The sequence below is a fragment of the Flavobacterium pectinovorum genome (assembly GCF_006438875.1).
In the GTDB taxonomy this organism is placed as follows: Bacteria; Bacteroidota; Bacteroidia; order Flavobacteriales; family Flavobacteriaceae; genus Flavobacterium; species Flavobacterium pectinovorum_A.
The window spans coordinates 343,399-365,414 of the sequence record NZ_RCZH01000004.1 but is presented as its reverse complement, the minus strand read 5'-3'; the positions used below and the strand labels follow the sequence as shown (position 1 = coordinate 365,414).

19 protein-coding genes are annotated in these 22,016 nt (G+C 33.6%); 10 read left to right on the top strand and 9 right to left on the bottom strand.

Going from position 1 to position 22,016, the window contains the following annotated elements:
• Position 1 precedes the first annotated feature (1 nt).
• From EAH81_RS07865 to EAH81_RS07850, 4 genes are all read left to right on the top strand, one after another.
• On the top strand, positions 2-1,792 hold the full coding sequence (locus EAH81_RS07865) for a cytochrome-c peroxidase (RefSeq protein ID WP_140505620.1): 1,791 nt from the start codon (positions 2-4) through the stop codon (positions 1,790-1,792).
• Between the two features lie 447 nt (positions 1,793-2,239).
• On the top strand, positions 2,240-2,839 hold the full coding sequence (locus EAH81_RS07860) for a porin family protein (RefSeq protein ID WP_161595795.1): 600 nt from the start codon (positions 2,240-2,242) through the stop codon (positions 2,837-2,839).
• Between the two features lie 125 nt (positions 2,840-2,964).
• Positions 2,965-4,014, top strand: coding sequence for a sensor histidine kinase (locus EAH81_RS07855; RefSeq protein ID WP_140505616.1), 1,050 nt, complete (start codon positions 2,965-2,967; stop codon positions 4,012-4,014).
• A 328-nt stretch (positions 4,015-4,342) separates the two neighbouring features.
• Complete coding sequence (locus EAH81_RS07850) at positions 4,343-5,053, top strand: LytR/AlgR family response regulator transcription factor (protein ID WP_194150815.1); 711 nt, start codon at positions 4,343-4,345, stop codon at positions 5,051-5,053.
• Between the two features lie 2 nt (positions 5,054-5,055).
• Here the strand turns inward: EAH81_RS07850 and EAH81_RS07845 are convergent, their stop codons facing one another.
• Together EAH81_RS07845 and EAH81_RS07840 are read right to left on the bottom strand one after the other, a co-directional pair.
• Positions 5,056-5,991: a DUF6268 family outer membrane beta-barrel protein gene (locus EAH81_RS07845; RefSeq protein ID WP_140505612.1), complete on the bottom strand. Its 936-nt coding sequence runs from the start codon at positions 5,989-5,991 to the stop codon at positions 5,056-5,058.
• A 170-nt stretch (positions 5,992-6,161) separates the two neighbouring features.
• Positions 6,162-6,701 (bottom strand): hypothetical protein, encoded by a 540-nt coding sequence (locus tag EAH81_RS07840; protein WP_140505610.1) that lies wholly within the window; start codon positions 6,699-6,701, stop codon positions 6,162-6,164.
• A 186-nt stretch (positions 6,702-6,887) separates the two neighbouring features.
• On the opposite strand from EAH81_RS07840, the gene EAH81_RS07835 reads away from it, so the two are divergent.
• The 3 genes from EAH81_RS07835 (at position 6,888) to EAH81_RS07825 (ending at position 10,609) form a co-directional block, all read left to right on the top strand.
• On the top strand, positions 6,888-8,273 hold the full coding sequence (locus tag EAH81_RS07835; RefSeq protein WP_140505608.1) for an MATE family efflux transporter: 1,386 nt from the start codon (positions 6,888-6,890) through the stop codon (positions 8,271-8,273).
• A 111-nt stretch (positions 8,274-8,384) separates the two neighbouring features.
• Positions 8,385-8,612, top strand: a complete 228-nt coding sequence (locus EAH81_RS07830) for a hypothetical protein (protein WP_140505606.1) — start codon at positions 8,385-8,387, stop codon at positions 8,610-8,612.
• A gap of 62 nt (positions 8,613-8,674) precedes the next feature.
• The gene (locus EAH81_RS07825; RefSeq protein ID WP_140505605.1) at positions 8,675-10,609 is read left to right on the top strand and encodes an LTA synthase family protein; all 1,935 of its coding nucleotides are present in this window, start codon (positions 8,675-8,677) and stop codon (positions 10,607-10,609) included.
• A 73-nt stretch (positions 10,610-10,682) separates the two neighbouring features.
• On the opposite strand, the gene meaB is transcribed toward EAH81_RS07825, so the two are convergent.
• From meaB to EAH81_RS07810, 3 genes are all read right to left on the bottom strand, one after another.
• Positions 10,683-11,780: a methylmalonyl Co-A mutase-associated GTPase MeaB gene (meaB, locus tag EAH81_RS07820; protein WP_140505603.1), complete on the bottom strand. Its 1,098-nt coding sequence runs from the start codon at positions 11,778-11,780 to the stop codon at positions 10,683-10,685.
• Positions 11,781-12,029: 249 nt separating this feature from the next.
• The gene (locus tag EAH81_RS07815; protein ID WP_140505601.1) at positions 12,030-12,671 is read right to left on the bottom strand and encodes an NAD(P)-dependent oxidoreductase; all 642 of its coding nucleotides are present in this window, start codon (positions 12,669-12,671) and stop codon (positions 12,030-12,032) included.
• A 57-nt stretch (positions 12,672-12,728) separates the two neighbouring features.
• The gene (locus tag EAH81_RS07810; protein WP_140505599.1) at positions 12,729-13,136 is read right to left on the bottom strand and encodes an Rrf2 family transcriptional regulator; all 408 of its coding nucleotides are present in this window, start codon (positions 13,134-13,136) and stop codon (positions 12,729-12,731) included.
• Between the two features lie 479 nt (positions 13,137-13,615).
• Between EAH81_RS07810 and EAH81_RS07805 the strand changes: the two genes are divergently transcribed.
• Together EAH81_RS07805 and EAH81_RS07800 are read left to right on the top strand one after the other, a co-directional pair.
• Complete coding sequence (locus tag EAH81_RS07805; protein ID WP_140505597.1) at positions 13,616-14,527, top strand: AEC family transporter; 912 nt, start codon at positions 13,616-13,618, stop codon at positions 14,525-14,527.
• Positions 14,528-14,668: 141 nt separating this feature from the next.
• Positions 14,669-15,307: a peroxiredoxin gene (locus tag EAH81_RS07800; protein WP_140505595.1), complete on the top strand. Its 639-nt coding sequence runs from the start codon at positions 14,669-14,671 to the stop codon at positions 15,305-15,307.
• Positions 15,308-15,404: 97 nt separating this feature from the next.
• Here the strand turns inward: EAH81_RS07800 and EAH81_RS07795 are convergent, their stop codons facing one another.
• The 4 genes from EAH81_RS07795 to EAH81_RS07780 form a co-directional block, all read right to left on the bottom strand.
• Positions 15,405-17,642 (bottom strand): cation:proton antiporter, encoded by a 2,238-nt coding sequence (locus EAH81_RS07795; RefSeq protein WP_140505747.1) that lies wholly within the window; start codon positions 17,640-17,642, stop codon positions 15,405-15,407.
• Between the two features lie 243 nt (positions 17,643-17,885).
• Positions 17,886-19,232 (bottom strand): adenylosuccinate lyase, encoded by a 1,347-nt coding sequence (gene purB, locus EAH81_RS07790; protein ID WP_140505593.1) that lies wholly within the window; start codon positions 19,230-19,232, stop codon positions 17,886-17,888.
• Positions 19,233-19,323: 91 nt separating this feature from the next.
• The gene (locus EAH81_RS07785; RefSeq protein WP_140505591.1) at positions 19,324-20,016 is read right to left on the bottom strand and encodes a sterol desaturase family protein; all 693 of its coding nucleotides are present in this window, start codon (positions 20,014-20,016) and stop codon (positions 19,324-19,326) included.
• Positions 20,013-20,714, bottom strand: coding sequence for an SIR2 family NAD-dependent protein deacylase (locus tag EAH81_RS07780; RefSeq protein WP_140505589.1), 702 nt, complete (start codon positions 20,712-20,714; stop codon positions 20,013-20,015). Before EAH81_RS07780 ends, EAH81_RS07785 begins: the two co-directional genes overlap by 4 nt.
• A 651-nt stretch (positions 20,715-21,365) precedes the next feature.
• Here EAH81_RS07780 and cysC point away from each other — a divergent pair.
• Positions 21,366-21,899 carry an adenylyl-sulfate kinase gene (gene cysC, locus EAH81_RS07775; RefSeq protein ID WP_140505587.1) on the top strand — a complete coding sequence of 178 codons (534 nt, stop codon included), beginning with the start codon at positions 21,366-21,368 and terminating at the stop codon, positions 21,897-21,899.
• Positions 21,900-22,016 lie beyond the last annotated feature (117 nt).

Sequence of the window (22,016 nt, the reverse complement as noted above, 5' to 3'; positions counted from 1 at the left end):
CATGAAAAAAATATATTGTTTGTTGTTCCTGGTGGCATTCGCTGCTTGTCAAAAAAAAAACAAACATCAAGAAGTAAATGAATTGTTTCAGGCAGATATTACTTTATTGATCGAAAAAGTAGCCAAACTAAAATATTCAGTTCAAGAAGATTCTACCGAAGCGCAAATTCAGAGGCAGTTTCTGGAAGCACATCAAAGTTATAAAAAGGTCGAAATGATAAGTGAGTACTATTCGCCTTCAGTTTCTAAATCGATAAACGGACCTGCAATACCGGAATTTGAAGAAAATGATAAAGTAACAGTTCCGCCCGAAGGTTTTCAGGTTATCGAAGAATTGGTTTTTCCGAAATATAATAAAGAAAGCAAAAAAGAACTTCTTCAGGAATTGGGCGTTTTATCGGCTAATTTAACCCGATTAGAAAAAGTTTCAAATACGAATGAATTAACCGATGCGCATGTTTTTGATGCGATGCGATTAGAAGTGTACCGAATCATTACTTTGGGAATTACAGGTTTTGATTCGCCAGTTGTACTGAATTCACTTCCGGAAGCTTTGATTTCCTTAGAAACTATCGAAAAATATTATCAGGTTTACACCGAAAAAAAATCGGTTTCGAATGCTAAACAAGTATTTGCTATTTTAGAAAAGGGAAAGAAGTATTTAAAAATAAATACGAATTTCAACGCTTTTGATCGAGCTTATTTTATCAAAGAAGTTACGAATCCGTTAAGCAAAGGATTGTATAAAACTCAGACTGAATTAGGAATTCCGTTAATGAAAGAGCAAAGAGGATTGAAAGTAACCGCGCAAACGTTATTTGATAAAGAAGCTTTTGACGCAGAAGCTTTTTCGGGTTTTCCCGATTATAAAACAACGCCAGAGAAAATTGCTTTAGGCAAAAAGTTATTTAATGACCCTATTTTATCCGGAAACAATACGCGTTCTTGTGCTTCGTGCCATCATGCCGATAAAGCGTTTACGGATGGTCAGGAAAGAGCAGTTTCATTAGACGGAAAATCAATGATTCAGCGTAATACACCAACGTTAAATAATATTGCGTTTCAACGTGTGTTCTTTTCAGATTCACGGGTAAGTTATCTCGAAGATCAGGCTGTTGCGGTTATTAAAAACGAAAACGAAATGCATGGATCGCTGGAGAAATCGGCTTTGGCGATTCAGAAAAATGCTGCTTATGTAAAAGATTTTAAGAAGGCCTTCCCAAAAGGAGAAATAAACGAATTTGCGATCAAAAATGCTTTGGCGTCTTACATTCGTTCGTTGAGTCATTATGATTCAAAATTTGATGCATATATGCAAAACAAAGCAACTTTTACAACAGATGAAAAAACAGGATTTAATTTATTTGCAGGAAAAGCTAAATGTGCCACATGCCATTTTATTCCGCTAACAAACGGAACTGTTCCGCCAAATTTTGACAGATCTGAAAGTGAGATTCTAGGAGTTCCGAATAAAGATAAAAAACTTGATGGCGATTTGGGAAAGTTTGTAATCACGCAAGCAGCAATTCATAAACATTCCTTCAAAACGCCAACCATAAGAAATATTGAACTTACAGCTCCTTACATGCATAATGGTGTTTATAAGACTCTTGAAGAAGTTATCGATTTCTATAATGAAGGCGGAGGAGTAGGTTTAGGCTTTGAGGTTCCGAACCAAACATTACCGGAAGACAAATTAAACTTAACAGATAAAGAAAAAAAACAGCTTATTGCTTTTATGAAAACTTTGACTGATCGTAAGTATGTAGAAAATGTGCCAATTAGAAAATGAGTTAATTAGATAATTTTTTTAGCAACTCCCGATAGCTATCGGGATTCACGAATTTCCGCAAATTTTTGATGAGGTAGATTTTCACATATTACTTTGTGAACTTTGTGTAAGCCTTCGTGGACTCTGCGGTCAATTTTTTTGCGATAGATTGAAAAGATTTTTTTTAACCGCAAATTTCACAAATTTTCACAAATTTTTGATTTGCTGTATTTTCACGTATTGCTTTGTGAACTTTGTATTCTTCCCTCAGCTAACAACTTCGCGAACTTTGCGGTTAAATTTTTCAGCCACAGATTTCACAAATTAATTAGTGCTAATTCGTGAAATTCGTGGCGAAAAAACTTCAAAAATCCCCATTGGTCAAAATACGAATGCCGTTCATCAAACTAATTTTAGTAGTGTTTTATGTTTGTGCTCCTTTGCATCAAATTAATAAAAACTATTATCATGAACATGTACAAATTAGTATTACTGACTACTATTTTCTTAGTAAGTTTGATTTCTTCAAAAGCGAATGCACAATCTCCACTTCCAATTCATGTTGGTATTAAAGGAGGTTCTAATTTTTCTGAATTGCCGGTTACGAGTGGCTTTAATTCAGAATACGCAGCAGGTTATTTTGTTGGAGGTATGGCGCGATTTGATTTTAAGCGATTCTACATTCAAAATGAACTCTTGTATAGTGAGAAATCTTCTAAAATTGAAAAAACTGCCATTACAGGATCTAAAAATGCAAAGTGGAGAAGTCTCGAAATGCCTTTGCTGATTGGTTATAAAGTAATAGATCTTTCGACTCTAAATGTCAGAGTTTTTGGAGGAGGAGTTTACTCGTATGTTTTAGATGAGAATGTTTCTTCAGTGAATCAGCTGAAAAATTCCTATACGAAATTCAACAAATCTAATATCGGTTATCAGGTCGGGGCAGGAGTTGAAATGTGGAAATTTACTGTAGATCTAATTTATCAGGGTGGATTAAACAATAGCAGTAAAGACTTTAGTTCTAAGACAAATTCCTATAATGTCAGCATTGGATATTTTTTCTTATAACCTTTATTTTACCGTTTAACTTAATATAAGCAGCAAGGAATCTTTTTGATTCTTTGCTGCTCTTTTAGAAAATATAAGGTTATTTTTGAATTTAAACTTTCTCCTAATTTACTTATTCTTTTTTGATGTATATAACAAACAAAGGTCGACACCGGATATTTCTGGTTTTTTTCTGGTTCATACTTGGCACTACTATTTGGGCACAACTTATAGCCGATTATGGAGTAATGTCGGCTACAATCCAGTCTATTTTAATATTATTGAGCTCTAGTGTTTTGGCACATTTTCTTAGTGATGTTATACTTCCTAATGCGCTACGTAAAAACAAAATGACATTGTTTGCACTACAGGCGTTTGTCGTGGTGCTGCTTTTATCACTTTGCCTGGCAGTAATTTATGCTGTTTTTTCAGATTCATCTGCACGTGCCCGATTATTTCCCGAAGAAGCACATATGAGTTCTATTCATTTTTTATGGGCTCGATTTTGCGGAAGTATTCCTGCTGCACTTTTAATTAATGGCACAGCTTGCGGACTTCGTTTTTATCAGGAACATAATGTGATCGAGCGAAATCATGCACAATTATTACAAGTTCACCTAGAGGCGCAAATAAAGATTTTGCAAGATCAGATCAATCCACATTTGATGTTTAATGTGCTTAATCATATCCATATTTTGATGCAAAGCAATGTAGAACTAGCATCGGTTTTATTGGTTCAGTTTTCGGATATTTTGCGATATCAATTGTATGAATGTAATAAAGAATACGTGCCGCTATATCTTGAAATTAAATATCTAAAGGATTTAATTGCCGTCGAAGAAACCCGTTGGGGAAATGAATTAGAAGTAAAAAGCAAATGGAATATCGAAAACGGTCAGCTTCAGATTGTGCCGTTGCTTCTGGTTCCTTTAATAGAAAATGCTTTTAAACATGTTTCAAGGCTTCCAAACCAAAAAGGATATGTGCATTTATCATGTGAACAAGTTGACAAACAATTAATTTTTAAAATAGAAAATTCTTATACAGAACAATACAAAACTCCGTCTAACAATCAAGGACTCGGACTTGAAAACGTAAAGAAACGATTAGCGATTCAATATCCTGAAAAATACCAATTAGACATAGATAAAACGGATTCAGATTTTACGGTAAAAGTTGTTTTGTCTTTGAAATGATATTTTTTAGCCACAGATTAAAGAGATTAGAATGATTTTTTTAGCCACTCCCGATAGCTATCGGATTCACGAATTTTCACAAATTCCGTTGGTTATAAAGCTAAAGCTTTGCGAACTTTGTATTCTTTTAATAGGTAAGAACTTTGTGAACTTTGCGTAAACCTTTGCGGACTTTGCGGTTAATTTTTTTTACCACAGACTAGGAAGGTTTTGTAAAAGAATAAAGAAGAGCAAGTAAATCTGCTTAATATGCAAAATCTGCGAGAAACCTTTTTAACAACAGACACAAACCTGAAACAAAGAAAACCTGAAACAAAATTTTAAAATTATGAACATGAAATGTCTCGTTATTGACGACGAACCAATTGCAAGAAACGGAATAGTAGATTTTGTTTCGAAAATTGATTTTCTGGAAGTTGTGGGTACTTGCGCTTCGGCATTAGAAGCGACTTCGTACATTCAGGATAAGCAAGTCGATTTGCTGTTTTTGGATATAAATATGCCTTATTTGTCCGGATTAGAATTTTTAGAATCTCTGGATAATCCGCCTATGGTTATTTTTACCACGGCATATTCAGAACATGCTTTGGACGGATATCGTTTACAAGTCGTAGATTATTTGCTGAAACCAATTACATTTCAGCGTTTTTACCAGGCTTCTTTAAAAGCAAAACAATGGCATCAAATGAGTTCTCCTAAACAGAATAAACTAGATCCGTTTCTTTATGTTCGGCAGGAAGAAGGATTTCAGAAGATTTCGTGGGTAGATATTTTATATATCGAAGGAATGCAGAATTATGCTAAACTTCATTTTAAAGATAAAGTTCTTGTGATTCATCAAACGATGATTTCATTAGAAGAAACACTTCCAACGGAGATTTTCTTCAGAATCCATAAATCATTTCTGGTAAACATTACACATATTGATTCCGTTTCCGGCGGACGATTATTTGTAAAAGGACAAGAACTACCTATTTCAAGAACACGCCGTGAAGCATTATTGAAAGAGGTAGTCTATAAAAACCTATTAAGTCGATAGCTTTAGAATTGCCATTTTAAAGCTAAAGCGGCATAAAATGTGGTAGTGAATCTAGGGTTTGCTAAATCTTTTTCTTTAAATATATTTTTTAATTTTCTATCATTGGTAGAGAACGAACGAGCTAAAGTACTTCCTATCGTAGGTTCAAAAGTCCAATGTTTGCCTAATTTAAGTTGAGGTTTTAAACCCGCAATAATTTGCTGATATCCTAGTAACATCGATTTGTTTGCCGGATTTATCTCGGCAGTCATTCCGCTTAGTTCGACAACCGTTTTCAGATCTAATCTTTCAGACATTCGATAACCTAATTCTAAACCTTCCGGAAAAGCTACTTTAAAATGTAGTGCGCCTTGAGATTCCCAATTAAAATACAATCCCGGAAGAACCATCGGAACACCAAAACTATTGGTTAAAACCGGTCCGAAACCAAAAGCCAGATTCGGATTAAATTGCTTGATAAAAAGTACACCACCTTGCAATAACACATCATCTTTATTGATTTCGACCATATCCGTATAAACTCCAACAGAAGCCATTATTAACATTGACCAAGAGGGAGAAATTGATCTTAGGTGTTTGACTCCAATTTGTGCATTAAGAAGCTCATTCGGGAAACCGTTTGGAAATTCTACAGGAAGATCTTTCAGATCATAATTCTTGTTTTCCATTTTAGCATAACTTCCCTGAAGCATGATTGACCAAAGTCTGGGATGATTGTATTGGTCCATTTTCATGGAAAGTGGAATTTCTACAGAAAGCTGAGCTCTTTTGAAATTACTTTTGGCATCTGTTTTGGCACTGTCTATTGGTCGGACATATTTAGAAAATGGAACATAATCTGCTTTGAATTCTCCCGACATAATCGATTGAGATCTTGCTGAAATGGTAACCAATAGAAAAAGAAATAGTTGCGATAGATAAAAAACTGTTTTGTTCATGATTTTGATTAATTTTTATGCGAAGTACAGCGTTCTGCACTCTTTTAAAAAAATCATTTGACAAGTGGTTCTTATCTTTTGACCAAATGCACAAAAAAACGAAACCCGACAGACTATGCGAGCTGTCGGGTTTGTTACCAAAAACAAAAAAATAAATTAAACCTTTACTTTTATAAATCAAAACCATAGGCTAAACGTAAAGCCACTTGGTTGGTTTTGAATTTGTTATAGTCCTCATATCGGACACTAATATCAATGTACTTGTTGGCGTACCCAATTCCAGGCGCCCATAAAAAAGTGGTTTGATCGTAACCGTTTGTAACGGCAAAACCAGCACCAACTTCCCCTAAAACATAAAATTGATCTTCCCAGATAAAAGCTTTAAAACCTGCTTTCGCCGGAATAAAACCAAGATCTTTAACATCAACTCCATTTTCATCTTTTCCCATAAACAAATTGGTAAAACCAGTTGTTAAGGTCAATGAAGTTCTTTTAGATAAATCGTATTGTAAACGAACATCTCCACCCAAAGACCAGTCGTATGCATTGTCAGTTGGTAAACCTCCGTTAAGTCCAAATCCTAATCTGAAGCCTTGATCGTAATTTTTAATTTCACCTTCAGTTTTAGTTAACGTAGCATCTTGAGCGAAAGTGGTATTGGCGTATAATAAGGCGAAAGTCGCCAGGCATAACATTTTTAGATTTTTCATTACAATTTTTTTAAATTTTATATAGTGTAAAAATAATAGCAAGCGTTTAGGGTCTTGTTATACAATTTTTTGAAATTGTTATATAATCTCGAGGTTTGTAAAAATTGACTTAATGTTTGCTTATGTTTTTAATATTATCAAAGAATTCAAAGCTTCTGACTATCTTTGCCGACTAAAAGAATAGAATTGAATTTAAAGCAGTACACCAAAGAGTTTTCATACAATTTAAGATTAGCATATCCTATTATATTAGGAATGGTAGGACATACCTTAATAGGTATCGTTGATAATATAATGGTAGGGAAATTGGGAAGTACTGAACTTGCAGCAGTTTCATTAGGAAACAGCATGATTTTTATCGCAATGTCTTTAGGAATTGGTTTCTCAACGGCAATTACTCCTATTGTTGCTGAAGGTGATGCCGAGAAAAACGACTCTAAAATTCGTTCAGCATTTCATCACGGTTTATTTTTATGTATTATTTTAGGATTACTTCTTTTTGGCGTAATTGTTTTGGCAAAGCCAATAATGGAATTATTAAAGCAACCTGCTGATGTAATTGCGCTTGCAAAACCATATCTTGATTGGGTAGCTTTCTCATTGATTCCGCTAATTATGTATCAGGGATACAAACAATTTGCAGACGGAATGTCAATGACAAAGTATTCAATGTATGCTATGGTTATGGCAAATGTGCTACATGTTGGAATAAATTATATGTTGATTTACGGAATCTGGATTTTTCCAAAAATGGGAATTGTTGGAGCAGCTTTAGGAACTGTAATTTCAAGAATATTTTTGGTAATGTTCATGCACATCATGTTATCAAGAAGAAATGATCTGAAAAAATATTTTAAAAATTTCAGTTTTGATGAAATTAAAAAAGAAACTATAAAGAAGATCATAAGCATAGGATTTCCATCGGCAATGCAAATGCTTTTTGAAGTGGTATTGTTTACAGCATCAATCTGGCTTTGTGGTAATATTGGCAAAACCAGTCAGGCAGCCAATCAAATTGCGTTAAGTTTATCTTCAATGACCTTTATGTTTGCAATGGGACTAAGCGTAACATCTATGATTAGAGTTAGTAACCAAAGAGGGTTGAATGATTATAAAAATTTAGTCGTGGTTGCCCGTTCTATTTTTTTATTAGCCATTATAATTGAAACCATCTTCGCGATTCTGTTTGTCGTTTTCCATAATTATTTGCCTTATATCTTTTTGAATATGGAAAATGGAGGACAACTTTTGGACAATAATGAAGTAATAAGCATTGCATCAAAATTATTTTTAATTGCGGCGGTTTTCCAGATTTCTGATGGAATTCAGGTTGTGGTTCTTGGAGCCTTACGTGGTTTGCAGGATGTGAAAATTCCAATGTATATTACCTTTGTTGCCTATTGGATCATTGGTTTTCCGGTTTCGTACTATTTAGCCGAATATACAAATTTGAAAGCACAAGGAGTCTGGATTGGGCTTTTGGCGGGATTAACTTCTGCAGCAATATTCCTGTACATTCGTTTTCATTACCTGACCAAAAAATTAATCAATAATTCACTTTCAAATAGTTAAATTTGAACATTGAAAAAATATGCCACTCCCGATAGCTATCGGGATTCACAGATTAAAATGATTTTAAAACAATCAGTGGTAAAAAAATAATAAACAAATACATATATAAAAATGGAATTACCTAAATTTTTACTTGGAGATAATACTGATTTTCCAGATGATATTTTCATCATTCACCTTGATTACCCAAGATTCATAATCAACTTAAAAGACGATGAGGTTGAGTTTATGGAAGAAGCAGAAGATCTTGATGAAGCTGAATTAAATGTTGAAATGGAAGGTTTGATTGTTCAGGCTAATGAATTTTACGACAGAGAAATAAAGCGTTACGAAGAATAGAAACGCGCGACATTGTGTCTGAAATCTTATTTCTCAACCCAAAAAATATTTAAATCTTTCTAATGAAAAAATTAAGTTATTTAAAACCCATTTTCAATTTTATAGCAATCGGATTGCTAATAACAACTTTAAGTCGAATATTTTTATTTTTTCTTTTTAAAGAAAGAGTAGTAGAAACGCCAAATTTCTGGTACATTTTTCCAATCGGTCTTCGAATGGATTTAATATTACTATGTTATATATCCTTTTTACCGGCAGTTTTAATTACATTTCTTCCTAATAAATCATTGAAGTTTACCAATAATTTTTTGGTAATCTACAGTTTTTTATTCCTTTTTCTGATTCTATTTGTAGAATTGGCGACACCGGATTTCGTAAAACAGTACGACACACGTCCGAATAAGATTTTCTTAGATTATCTAATTTATCCGAAGGAAGTAGTTGGAATGCTTCTAAAAAGTTACCTGACTTCTATCATTGTGACTTTTTTAATTTTGGGAGTTGTTTTGTATTTTGCTTTGAAAAAAGGAAAAAAATATTTTCATACTACAAGCGCAGCGTATAAATTTAAATTAATGCTTTTTCCGTTAGTTGCGTTTTTATTATTCTTTGGAGCACGTTCAAGTCTTACTTCAAAACGTCCTATAAATGCTAGTAATGCTGTTTTCTCAACAGATCAGTTAACGAATACGTTGGGATTAAATTCATTTTATACCGTAGCTTTTGCAGCATATTCGATTAAAAATGAAGGAAATACCAAGATGTACGGTAAAATGGACGAAGCCGAAGCAATTGCTCGTGTGAAAAAATACATGATTGCTGGTCCAAATGATTTTACAGATGCTGAAATTCCGTTTCTACACGTTCAACAACCTGATTCAGTAGCGAAAAAACCATACAATTTGGTGATTTTTCTACAAGAAAGTTTAGGAGCTGAGTACGTTGGAATTTTAGGCGGAAAACCATTAACGCCGGAATTTGATAAATTATCGAAAGAAGGTTTATTGTTTACCAATTTGTATTGTACGGGAACAAGAAGTGTTCGCGGAATCGAAGCGGTTGTAACCGGATTTTTGCCTTCACCATCTGAGAGTGTAGTAAAATTAGGAAACTCCCAACAAGGATTTTTTACGCTTGCTGATGCTTTAAAACATAAAGGATACGACACTAGTTTTATTTATGGCGGAATGGCGAATTTTGATAATATGGCTTCGTTTTTCAACGGAAATGGTTTTCAGGATATCGTAGATCAGGAAGATTTTGAATCTGATGGAAATAAATATGCTTTCAAAGGAACGTGGGGTTATTCAGATGAAGATTTGGTAACAAAAGCAAACAATTACTTTAAAGCAAAAGGAGATAAACCTTTCTTCTCTTTAATGTTTTCGACTTCAAATCACGAGCCTTTTGAATATCCAGAGGGAAGAATCAAACCATTTGATAAAAAACCTGCAACAGTAAATAATGCCATGAAATATGCCGATTTCTCTATTGGCAAATTCTTCGAAATGGCTAAAAAAGAAGCTTATTTTAAAAACACTATTTTCATCGTAATTGCGGATCACAACACCAGAACTTACGGGAAAAATTTAGTGCCAATCAATAAGTTTCATATTCCTGCTTTGATTATGGGACCTGGAGTTCCAAAAGGAGCTTCGTATAGTAAATTGGCAAGTCAAATCGATATTCCGCCAACATTGTTAGGATATCTTGGAGTGCCTTTTGAAACACCAATGGTTGGAAGAAACCTGAATAAACTGGATCCAAAAACACAAGGTAGATCAATCATGCAGTTTAATGATATCAATGCATTCAGAGTAGAAAATCAAGTTGTAATTATGCAGCCAAATTTGAAACCATTGCAATTTGAAATCAAAAATGATACAACTTTGATTCCGGTTAAATTAAATGAAGAATTAGCAAAAGATGCTTTGGCACATGTAATTACAGCTGGAAATTTGTATAAAGAAAACAAATATAAGTTGAGGAAGAAATAGGTTCAGAGGAACAAAGGGGCAAAGGTTCAAAGAAACGGAGTATGTAAAAAAACTTTGTTGCTTTGAACCTTTGCTACTTTGAACCTTTATTAAAATATAATTTTAATAATATTTGAGCAGCTGCAAAAGGTGATATTTCATCGTTTTGCACTGCTTTTTTGTTTTGTTCCAGTTGCGAAATGATTTCCGGCTGATTATAGAAGTTCAGTTTGAGTTGTTCGTTTATAGTTTCCATCATCCAGAACTGATTCTGATCTTTTCGTTTTTCTTGAAAGAAGGCTGTTTCGTTTGTCATATCGACATAACTCGAAATTGTATCCCAAATTTCTGAAATTCCTTCTCCAGTTATTGCGCTGCAAGTCGTAACTTTTGGCTGCCAGTTTGATTTTTTTGGAGGAAATAAATGCAAAGCCCTGTTGAACTCCAGTTTTGCCTGATTTGCTTTTTTAATGTTATCACCATCGGCTTTATTGATGACAATCGCGTCGGCCATTTCCATAATACCACGTTTGATACCTTGAAGTTCATCGCCGGCACCGGAGATTTTTAATAATAGAAAAAAGTCAACCATACTGTGAACAGCGGTTTCACTTTGTCCAACACCAACCGTTTCGATAATAATAGTATCAAAACCTGCGGCTTCACAAAGAATAATTGATTCACGTGTTTTGCGTGCCACACCGCCCAAAGTATCTCCGGAAGCACTTGGTCTGATAAAAGCATTTTCGTCTTTTACCAACTCTTCCATACGGGTTTTATCGCCTAAAATACTTCCGTGAGAAAGCGAACTGCTGGGGTCAACTGCTAAAACTGCTACTTTTTTACCTAAATTAGTCAGGAAACTTCCAAAAGCTTCAATAAAAGTACTTTTTCCAACACCTGGAACACCTGTAATTCCTATTCGGATTGATTTATTGGCGTGAGGTAAACAGCCATTAATGACTTCATTTGCTTTTGCAGTATGTTCGGGATTTGTACTTTCGACTAAGGTAATAGCGCGGCTTAAAGCCGTTCTGTTTCCGTCCAGAATTCCATCAATTAATTCAGATGAAGAAGGCAGTTGTTTTCTGTTTTTTTTAATTTGACAGATAGCAGAAGCATTGGTGATTTCAGGAGGTGAAATTCCGGCTTTTTCTTGTAAGCTGCTAGATTGTTTTTTTGAACCTGACAAAATATACTTTTTGGTACTGTAAAAGTACAGAAAACAAAAACAGTTTCAAAAAGTAAGTTTGCCACGAATTACACGAATTTTTTATCGCATTTTTGTCATTCCGAGGAACGAAGAATCCCCGCAAGAAACTAACATAAAGTATTTTTCCATAATTGTCGAGCTACTCGCGGAGATTCCTCGTTCGGAATGACAAAATTGTGGTACTAATAATTAGTAAAAATTCGTGCAATTCGTGGCTATAAAAAATAATTAATAACCTGCTGTAAAACGAACTTGATGATGTTTTGGAGTTTCAGTTTCATCAGCAATAACAACCGCTAAATCTTCTACAGATAAGATACTTCTTTGTTCGTCGTTAAAAACCGGGTTTTCTAAACCTAAACGATATTTTCCGGTTCTTCCGGTTGTAATTCCTGCATGCATTTCGAAAGCCGGACTAAAAAATGCCCAATCCAAATCTTTTTCTTCTTTAATGATATTCAAATAATCTCTTGCGGCAGAAGCTGCTGCATGATATTCTTTAGGAAAATCAGGAGTGTCAACTGCTTGTAAACCTGGTGCTACAAACAAACTTCCGCCACCTCCGATAGAGATAAAACGTTTTACGCCTGATTTTTTTGCAGCTTCCTGAATTGCTTTTGATCCGTTGATGAAATCATTAGTGTAATTTGGATTTGTCCATCCTGGATTATAGGCGTTAATGATAACATCATTTCCTTTTAAAATTTCTGCCAAAGCGTCTACATCAAATATATCAGCACTTTTCCAAGTTGCATTTGAGGTATCTTTTGGGGTTCTTGCAATGGCAGTAATATCGTGATTTCTGTTTGCTAATTCGTTTAAAATGGCTGAGCCAACAAATCCCGTTGCTCCAATAATTGCGATTTTCATAATATATAATTTTAATTAGTAATAAAAAATGTTACAGTTTTGTGTAAAAAAATAGATTTAGAATTGATTAGAAAAATCTTCCAGCGAAATTCCCTCTAATTGTAAACTAACTTTTTGATTCATATCAGCATATAAAGAACTCAGGTTTTGATTGATTTTTTTTCCAACAGGACAATCAGGATTAGGCTGATTTTTAGCATAACCTAAATTAATAGTTTCAAAAGTCATTTCAAAAATTTCTTTTAATGTAATTTTCGAAGGATCAACAGACAGTTTTGTGCCGCCATTTTTACCTTCTTTACTTTCTACAATATGATGCGCTTTCAGGTTAGCAATTTCTTTTCTGACCAATACAGGATTCAAATTGATACTTCCCGCAATATACTCAGATGACAAAAAATCATTTGGGTATTTAGTGAGTAAAGTCAAAATGTGAATCGTTATGGCAAACTTACCTGAAATCATACTGTAATAAAATATGTTACAAATGTAAGGCGTTTTATGAAATAAAAAAAGTTTTACCTAAAAATTATTTTTTTACGAAATTATTTTCACTTTGCATTAAGGCGCATAGCTATAGCTCAATGTCATTAAGTTAAGCCTTTTTAAGACAATTATAGCTAAAAAAATTCGCGCAAAGTCGGAAAGCCGCAAAGAAAATGTATGTAAACTTGGCGGCTTTGCGACTTTGCGCGAGATCCATTCGGCAAAGTCCCGAAGCTTCGGGATAGATATTCGCTTAACTTAATGACATTGAGCTATAGCTATGTGTGAAGAAATGTGTTTCTTTTTTGCAGTCTTTTCGCTGAATCAAAGAACTATGTTTCTATGTGTTAAAAATAATTGCATCCAGCACGTTAAAAACAACAAAAATCTTGAATAAGTTGCATAATTTGTTTTAGACATCAATATATAAATGTCTATTTTTGTGACTACTCGACGATATGAACAACTTTATTTTAATATTTTTCTTCCTTACTTTAGGTTTGCTTTTGCAAAGGGTAAAACGATTTCCAACGAATATCTATAAGGTTTTAAATAAAATTGTAATTTATTTTTGTTTACCTGCTATAACTCTATACCATATTCCAAAAATTAAGTGGAGTAATGAATTATTGTTTCCAATTGCTTCAGGCTGGATTTGCTTTATTTTGGCTTTTATCTTTTTTCATTTCTTAGGAAGAAGATTTGGTTGGTCCAACAAGCTTATTGGCTGTTTAATTTTAACGGCCGGATTAAGCAATAGTTCTTTTCTTGGATATCCAATAATTGAAGCTTTGTTTGGAAAAAAAGGCCTCGAAACGGCTGTTTTAGTAGATCAACCAGGAACTTTTGTTGTGGTTTCTACTTTGGGTGTTTTTGTCGCTGCTTTTTATTCTAAAGGAAGTCCCGATGCTTTGAGTATTTTCAAAAAAGTGCTTTTATTTCCGCCATTCCTGACGTTTGTTGTCGCGTGTTTAATGAATATTTCTAACTACCAGTTTGATGTTAATATTCAATCGGTTTTATTAAAATTAGGAAGTTTGGTAACACCATTGGCATTACTTTCTGTGGGATTGCAACTTCAGTTTGATCGAAGAAGTCAACACTGGAGATTTCTACGATTGGGACTTTTCTTCAAATTAATTTTAAGCCCTTTTATCATTTTCTTTTTGTATATTTTTATTTTCAACCAACATTCAGAAGCTATAAAAGTAACCTTAATGGAAGTTGCTATGGCACCAATGATTACGGGAGCAATTTTGGCTTCGACCTACGGATTAAAACCTAAATTGAGTAGTATGATGATCGGTTTTGGGATTCCAATCTCATTTCTGACGCTTGCAATTTGGTATTTGATTCTTAGTTTTGTTTAAAATTCACAACGGTATTTTAACTTATTTATATAAAATTGACCGAAAAAGTAGAGTTTTGGTTTTTTTAACTTTTTTTATGAAAATCCGTGGTTTCTTTGTCCTTTTTTTGAGTAATTTTAGAGGAACTAAAAAAATTAAATTATGTCAACATTAAGATTAGGTGATATAGCTCCGGATTTTCATGCAGAAACAACCCAAGGGCCAATCAATTTTCACGAATGGTTAGGTAATTCATGGGGAGTTTTATTCTCACATCCATCAGATTTTACTCCTGTTTGTACAACTGAATTAGGAACTGTTGCAAATTATCTTCCGGAATTTACAAAAAGAAATACAAAGGTTATTGCCTTAAGTGTAGATGGTTTAGAGTCACATTTAGAATGGATTAAAGACATTAACGAAACTCAGAATACTACAGTTAATTTTCCGATAATTGCCGACGAAGATAAAAAAATAGCAACGTTGTATGATATGTTACACCCAAATGCAAGTGATAAATTTACAGTTCGTTCTGTGTTTGTAATTGGTGCTGATAAAAAGATAAAATTGACGTTAACGTACCCTGCTTCAACCGGAAGAAATTTTGATGAATTACTTCGTGTGATTGACAGTTTACAATTAACAGCAAATTATAGTGTTGCAACTCCTGCTAACTGGAAAGATGGTGAAGATGTAGTCATCACGCCAGCAGTTCCGGACAGTGATATTCCTGCTAAATTCCCAAAAGGACATACGCCAATAAAACCCTATTTACGTATGACACCGCAACCTAACAAATAATTTTTTAAGGTTCTAAGTGGCTAAGTTTCTAAGGTACTAAGTTTTTTTAAACTCTTTAACTTAGAAAACTTAGTACCTTAGCAACTTAGTGTCTTTCTCAGGCTTTTTTCATCAACTCAGCCATTCGTTTTTTATCGCCAACGACCCAAATAATATCGTTTTTCCCTAAGATCAAATGTGATTCAGGGTTTAAAATTCGATTACCGTTTCTTTCAATTCCTACCACAATACCACCCGTTTTTCCTCTAAACTGTCCAATGCTTTTTTGGATAAAATCTTCATTGAAAATTTCCATCTGGCGCAGCACGATTTCAGATTCTTCAGTGTTTTTGGCAGCCTCAATTTCATTTTGATTCAGATATTTAGTAAATTCAGTTACCTGTGCATCTGTACCAATTACACAAATTTCATCACCGGGAAACAAACGTTCGTTTTTAGTTGGAATCGGGATTGTCACATCACCTCGTTTGATATAAGCAATATTGATTCCCATTGATTCTCTAAGGCGCAGTTCTTCCAGGGTTTTACCGGCAAGGTTAGATTCTCTGCCAATTACAAAAAGTGACATGTGACCGTCCCACGGCATTAAATTCGCATATCGTCTGTCAATTTTTTTATTTTCGCGATCATTCAGATTTTTTAGAAAATGATTTTCAATTTTATGATATTGCTCGTTTAATTTTTTAGGGAATATTTGATATACGGCAATAGCAATAATCAAGGCTATAAAAGCAATTAAAGGAGAAAAGAAGATATTCAGCAAAAAACCAATAAAGAATAAACCAAGGCTCATTCTAATCAAAATCAGCATTAATAAGGCACCACGATATTTGCGTTCTTCCCATAAAGTTTCGACTTCTTCGACAGCAACTCGCCTAAGAGAAAGCGCCCATAAAAAAGGAGCAATTACAACCATTGTAATAAGAGCTGCCAATGTGTTTCCAAATCTAGTATCTGCAACCAAAGGAGCAACAAATTTTGCCGACAATAAAATAACAGCCGTAATAATAATAGTGTGTAATACGATCTGTATAATATAGGCGTTCAGTACTTTTTGCCAAATGCTTACCGATTTTATCGCTTGTGCATTTAAGCTATAACGGTTGATGTTTTTGACCCATTTTTTAGGAAGTTTTTGTTCCAGAAAATGAGAAAATGGTACAGCATATTTCACCATAAACGGTGTTGTAAAAGTAGTTATAGCAGATACTGCAACAACAACAGGATATAAAAACGAACTGGTTACATTTAGTGTCATTCCAAGAGTAGCAATAATAAAGGAAAACTCCCCAATTTGCGATAGACTCATTCCTGTTTGTACGGATTGTTTCAAAGGCTGACCTGCTAACAAAGCTCCAACTGTAGAACTCACAGATTGACCAATAATAGTAACGAAGGTTAAAATAGCTACTGGTAATGCATGTGTATATAACATTTTTGGGTCAATAAGCATCCCTACAGATACAAAGAAAATCGCTCCAAATAAATCTTTTACTGGTTTTATTAAATGTTCAATGTGTTCTGCCTGAGTGGTTTCTGCAATAATAGAACCCATGATAAAAGCTCCCAAAGCCGGAGAGAAACCAACATTTGAGGCAAAGCTTACCATCATTAAACAAAGAGCAAGAGAAATTATCAATAACATCTCATCTGTCAGTAGATGTTTTGCTTTTTTAAGAAGCGTTGGAATAAAGAAAATTCCGCCGACAAACCAAGCCGTCAGGAAAAATACAAGTTTTAAAACCGACATCAATAATTCACTTCCTGAAAATTGCTGACTCACCGCAATTGTCGAAAGTAAAACCATCATTAAAATGGCTACAATATCTTGCACAATTAACGATCCAATTACAATTCCTGCAAATTTTTGGGCTTTTACGCCAAGTTCGTCAAAGGTTTTTAGAATAATTGTAGTAGAAGAAATGGATAAAATAACACCCAAAAAGATACTGTTCATTTTTCCCCAATCCATCCATTGTCCAACCAGATAACCAATTATAACCATGGTGATAATCTGGGTAATAGCGGTTATGGAAGCTGTTCCACCCACTTTCATCAGTTTTTTAAAACTAAATTCGAGACCTAAACTAAACAATAAAATGATCACACCAATTTCCGCCCAAACTTCAACACTTTTCATCTCCGTAATAGTGGGGAAAAAATCAAAATGATTTCCGGCTAAAAAACCCGCAATTAAATATCCTAAAACTAAGGGTTGTTTAATTAATTTAAATAATAAAACGGCGATTCCGGCAGTCATCAGGATTAATCCCAAATCACTGATTAAAGGTTGTAAGTGGTGTGTAGTTTCTGCGGCGGCGTTTAAGGCAATCATAAGGTGTGTATATTTTTGTTCAGGAGCTAATCCAGCTTTCCATTTCAAGCTTTTATTCCAAAACACTTATTTTTTAAAGCAGTTTCAGGAGCTTCCGTTGGTCGCTCTGTTCCTGCAAAAAAATATAGTTTTTGGAATAAAAGGCTTTCCATTTCACTCTGGGCTAAAAACCCAACAAGATTTATAAATAAAAAAAGCTATCGATAAAGATAGCTTTTTTTGAGAAAATATTTTAGGTTTTCTTTAAATTCCTACGTAATTACTAGGGGTTATTGCCATTAATTCGGCTCTAACAGCATCAGAAACTTCTAAAGTCGCAATAAAATTATGAATTGCTTTTTTGTCAATAGCTTCATTTGTTCTAGTCAAACCTTTCAAAGCTTCATAAGGATTTGGATAAGCCTCACGACGTAAAATAGTCTGAATAGCTTCGGCTACAACAGCCCAGTTTTTCTCTAAATCTTCAGCAAATTTAGCTTCGTTCAATAACAATTTGTTTAAACCTTTCAAAGAAGCTTCAAAAGCAATAATTGTATGTCCAATTGGAACACCAATATTACGTAAAACAGTACTGTCAGTTAAATCACGTTGTAATCTTGAAATTGGTAATTTAGCAGCCAAATGCTCAAAAATAGCATTAGCAATTCCTAAATTTCCTTCAGAGTTTTCAAAATCAATTGGGTTAACTTTATGTGGCATTGCAGAAGATCCAATTTCTCCCTCTTTAATTTTTTGTTTAAAATAATCCATTGAAACATACGTCCAGATATCACGATCTAAATCGATAATGATATTGTTGATTCTTTTTAAAGCATCAAAAAATGCAGCAAAATGATCGTAATGTTCAATTTGAGTAGTTGGAAACGAGTGGTGTAAACCAAGATCAGTTTCTACAAATTTACTACCAAATTTTTTCCAGTCGATTTGCGGATACGCCACATGATGCGCATTATAATTTCCAGTTGCTCCGCCAAATTTTGCTGCAAACGGAATATTAAACAACAAACGCATTTGCTCTTCTAAACGCTCTACAAAAACCAAAATTTCTTTACCCAAACGAGTAGGAGAAGCCGGTTGTCCGTGCGTACGAGCCAACATCGGGATGTCCTTCCATTCAACGCTTAAGTCTTTTAATTTAGAAATCAAAGTAATTAAAGATGGCATATATACCTGCTCAAAAGCTTCTTTTGTAGAAAGCGGAATCGCAGTATTGTTAATATCCTGAGAAGTTAATCCGAAGTGAATGAACTCTTTATATTGAGATAAACCTAGTTTTTCAAAAGCATCTTTAATAAAATATTCAACCGCTTTTACGTCGTGGTTGGTTACTTTCTCCGTTTCTTTAATCCAAAGAGCATCTTCAGTAGAGAAGTTTTTATAAATGTTTCTTAAACTGTCAAATAAGCTTGAATTTACGTCAGCTAGTTGTGGTAATGGCACTTCGCACAAGGCAATAAAGTATTCAATCTCAACTAATACACGGTATTTGATTAAAGCTTCTTCAGAGAAAAAAGGTGCTAATGAAAGGGTTTTGCTTCTATATCTTCCGTCAATTGGCGATATGGCATTCAATTCGTTTAAAGTAGTCATTGTTATGTTGTTTGTTCGAAAGGTGCAAATATAAGTCATTGTTAAAACTTCTGAAAGTTACAAGAGATATATTATCCTTTAATAGTGAGATTTAAAAAATAGTTTTAAAGATTTTGTCCCAAATGGTAAAATAGAAACCATAATTATGAGATTGATTTTTATGATGATCGGAATGAAATTTAGTTGTTGAAATCCATTTTGTAGCATAATTTTTATACCAGAAATCAGGAAAAATGTCTTTTTTCAAATGACCAAATATTCCATATAATAGATTTAAAATTAGGTAAATAATGATACTAAGATAATTGAAACTTAAAACCGTGATTGAAAACAACCAGATAATTCCAAATCCTAAAGTTTCTATTGGATGCAGTACATACAAACTATAGACACTCGTTTCGACATGTGTGTGATGAAGTCTGTGAATGGCAGAAAACCATTTTAAGTAATGCGCCAAAAAATGGAAACAAAACATAAAGAAATCCATTACTATAACTAACAATAAAGTGTCGGTTAGTATTGAAAAAAACGATGGTAAAAAATCTATTTTAATAATGCCAAAACGATATAATTCAAAACCCAATAGCGTTATAAATGTATTGCAAATTAAGGTTGAGAAAACCCATTTTCGATCTGTTTTATTTAGTTTAGTATTGTCATGTTCGATTATTTTGGCAAGAATAACAGAAAGCACTATCAGTATAAAATTTTCAATCAAAAAGAAAACAAATAAGGGAAGTAAATTGTATTGCGATAATTCTTGTAACCAAAATTGGAAGATCATACTGTTTTTTGTAATTCAAATAATTTGTCTCTTAAAATCGCTACACCTTCAGAAGCAGGTTTAGCAATAACTTCCACTTTATTCTGAATATTAGGAATTGCAATTGGCTTTGGATCAATATAAAAAACGGGTGTAATACTATACGTGTACGAGATCAATCCTGCCGCAGGATATACTTGCAATGAAGTTCCAATAACGGCAAAATAATCGGCAGTTTCAGTGATTTTGATAGCTTCTTCAAGTGCCGGAACATCTTCGCCAAACCAAACAATATGTGGTCGCAATTGATGTCCGTTTTCATCCAGATCGCCTGTATATAAATCATCTGTCCAGCCTAAGATTAAATTGCGGTTTTGTACACTTCTTACTTTTAGTAATTCTCCATGCAAATGCAAAACTTTAGTGCTTCCGGCGCGTTCGTGTAAATCATCTACATTTTGAGTAATGATATGAACGTCAAAATCATTTTCTAATTCGGCTAAAATTTTGTGACCTAAATTAGGTTCAACTTCTTTAAGCTGTTGACGTCTTTTGTTATAAAAATCAAGAACCAGTTCCTGATTTTTTCTCCAGCCTTCGGGAGTTGCAACTTCCATAACATCATGACCTTCCCATAAACCATCACTATCGCGAAACGTTTTGATTCCGCTTTCAGCACTAATTCCGGCTCCGGTTAAAATAACTAATTTCTTTTTCATTTTTTATTCAATTAAAAGATAAAAATAGTAATTTTTGTTGGTTACCATGTGAGTTCAGGTAAGGGATTATAAGTATTGGCATTAATTTTTTATATGCTGTTATGTACTAAATATTGGTAGAAAATGTGAATTGAGATAAATTTAGCGTGCCGTAGGTCAATGTCATTAAGCTTTTTTGATTCTAATTTTTCTCAAAATGTTGAAAGACATAAAGTTTATACCCAATATTGTCATTTCTCTTCCCTCGAAACGACAAAGCAGGTAGATAAGCATTCTAATAATTTGTGAAAATTTGTGAAATTTGTGGTGAAAAAAAGCTTAACTTAATGACATTGACCGTAGGTACGCAATAGCTATGTTTTGTTGCGTACCTACGGCACGCCAACCAACATCGTAACAAATAACTACCAATATTTTGTACCTAAAGGCACAACTAATTGAATTTAGATTCTTTGAAAAACGACTACCAATATTTAACCTAAAGGCACAAATAATAAAATTCGGGTTATCAAATCGTTTGAAAAAAGTAACGCAAAGTTCCACAATTCTTTTTAGTATTTTTGAGTAAACAATAAAAGCGTATTTATACTTATTGTTTCGGTCTTTCAAATTATTTAGTTTTAATGTGAAATAAAACAAAGGAGATTTTCGATGATTTTAATACAATTTACAGGATTATCAGGTTCAGGAAAAACGACATTAGCAGAAAATGTGCGACAGCTGTTAATTGAAAAAAGTTATAAAGTCGAAGTAATTGATGGTGATGTTTACAGAAAAACGATTTGCAAAGATTTAGGATTTTCCAAAGAAGACAGATGCGAAAATGTCAGACGGCTTTTTAATGTGGGACGAAATTTTATTGGGGCAGATACGATTGTTCTGATGTCGGTTATAAATCCTTATGAAAGTCTGAGAAATGAATTGAGGAATCATGAATTTGTCAGAACTGTATTTTTGGATTGTTCTATAAGTAACTTAATCAAAAGAGATCCCAAGGGATTGTATAAAAAAGCACTGCTGCCGGATCATGATGTTAATAAAATAAATAATTTTACGGGAATAAGTGATGTTTTTGAAGTTCCCTCAAAAGCCGATTTAGTATTAAAAACGGATCTTGAAACAATACCTTTTTCTACTCATAAACTCTACAATTTTATTCTTAACAGTTTATCGGATTTAGCTTAATTTTTTTAAGTTAATGTCTGAGCAGAAAATCTTTTTTACCCATTTCTTTGGTGATAAATCTTTTGTAAATTTTATATATTTACAGGACACAAGGAACACTTTCTAATTTAATCTTTA

Coding starts and splice junctions, on each gene's coding strand:
- EAH81_RS07850 (WP_194150815.1), top strand. CDS start 4,343: ATGAACATGAAATGTCTCGTTATTGACGACGAACCAATTGCAAGAAAC.
- EAH81_RS07855 (WP_140505616.1), top strand. CDS start 2,965: ATGTATATAACAAACAAAGGTCGACACCGGATATTTCTGGTTTTTTTC.
- EAH81_RS07805 (WP_140505597.1), top strand. CDS start 13,616: ATGAACAACTTTATTTTAATATTTTTCTTCCTTACTTTAGGTTTGCTT.
- cysC (WP_140505587.1), top strand. CDS start 21,366: ATGATTTTAATACAATTTACAGGATTATCAGGTTCAGGAAAAACGACA.
- EAH81_RS07840 (WP_140505610.1), bottom strand. CDS start 6,701: ATGAAAAATCTAAAAATGTTATGCCTGGCGACTTTCGCCTTATTATAC.
- EAH81_RS07815 (WP_140505601.1), bottom strand. CDS start 12,671: ATGAAAATCGCAATTATTGGAGCAACGGGATTTGTTGGCTCAGCCATT.
- EAH81_RS07800 (WP_140505595.1), top strand. CDS start 14,669: ATGTCAACATTAAGATTAGGTGATATAGCTCCGGATTTTCATGCAGAA.
- EAH81_RS07830 (WP_140505606.1), top strand. CDS start 8,385: ATGGAATTACCTAAATTTTTACTTGGAGATAATACTGATTTTCCAGAT.
- EAH81_RS07780 (WP_140505589.1), bottom strand. CDS start 20,714: ATGAAAAAGAAATTAGTTATTTTAACCGGAGCCGGAATTAGTGCTGAA.
- EAH81_RS07785 (WP_140505591.1), bottom strand. CDS start 20,016: ATGATCTTCCAATTTTGGTTACAAGAATTATCGCAATACAATTTACTT.
- EAH81_RS07795 (WP_140505747.1), bottom strand. CDS start 17,642: ATGATTGCCTTAAACGCCGCCGCAGAAACTACACACCACTTACAACCT.
- EAH81_RS07860 (WP_161595795.1), top strand. CDS start 2,240: ATGAACATGTACAAATTAGTATTACTGACTACTATTTTCTTAGTAAGT.
- purB (WP_140505593.1), bottom strand. CDS start 19,232: ATGACTACTTTAAACGAATTGAATGCCATATCGCCAATTGACGGAAGA.
- EAH81_RS07865 (WP_140505620.1), top strand. CDS start 2: ATGAAAAAAATATATTGTTTGTTGTTCCTGGTGGCATTCGCTGCTTGT.
- EAH81_RS07825 (WP_140505605.1), top strand. CDS start 8,675: ATGAAAAAATTAAGTTATTTAAAACCCATTTTCAATTTTATAGCAATC.
- EAH81_RS07845 (WP_140505612.1), bottom strand. CDS start 5,991: ATGAACAAAACAGTTTTTTATCTATCGCAACTATTTCTTTTTCTATTG.
- EAH81_RS07810 (WP_140505599.1), bottom strand. CDS start 13,136: ATGATTTCAGGTAAGTTTGCCATAACGATTCACATTTTGACTTTACTC.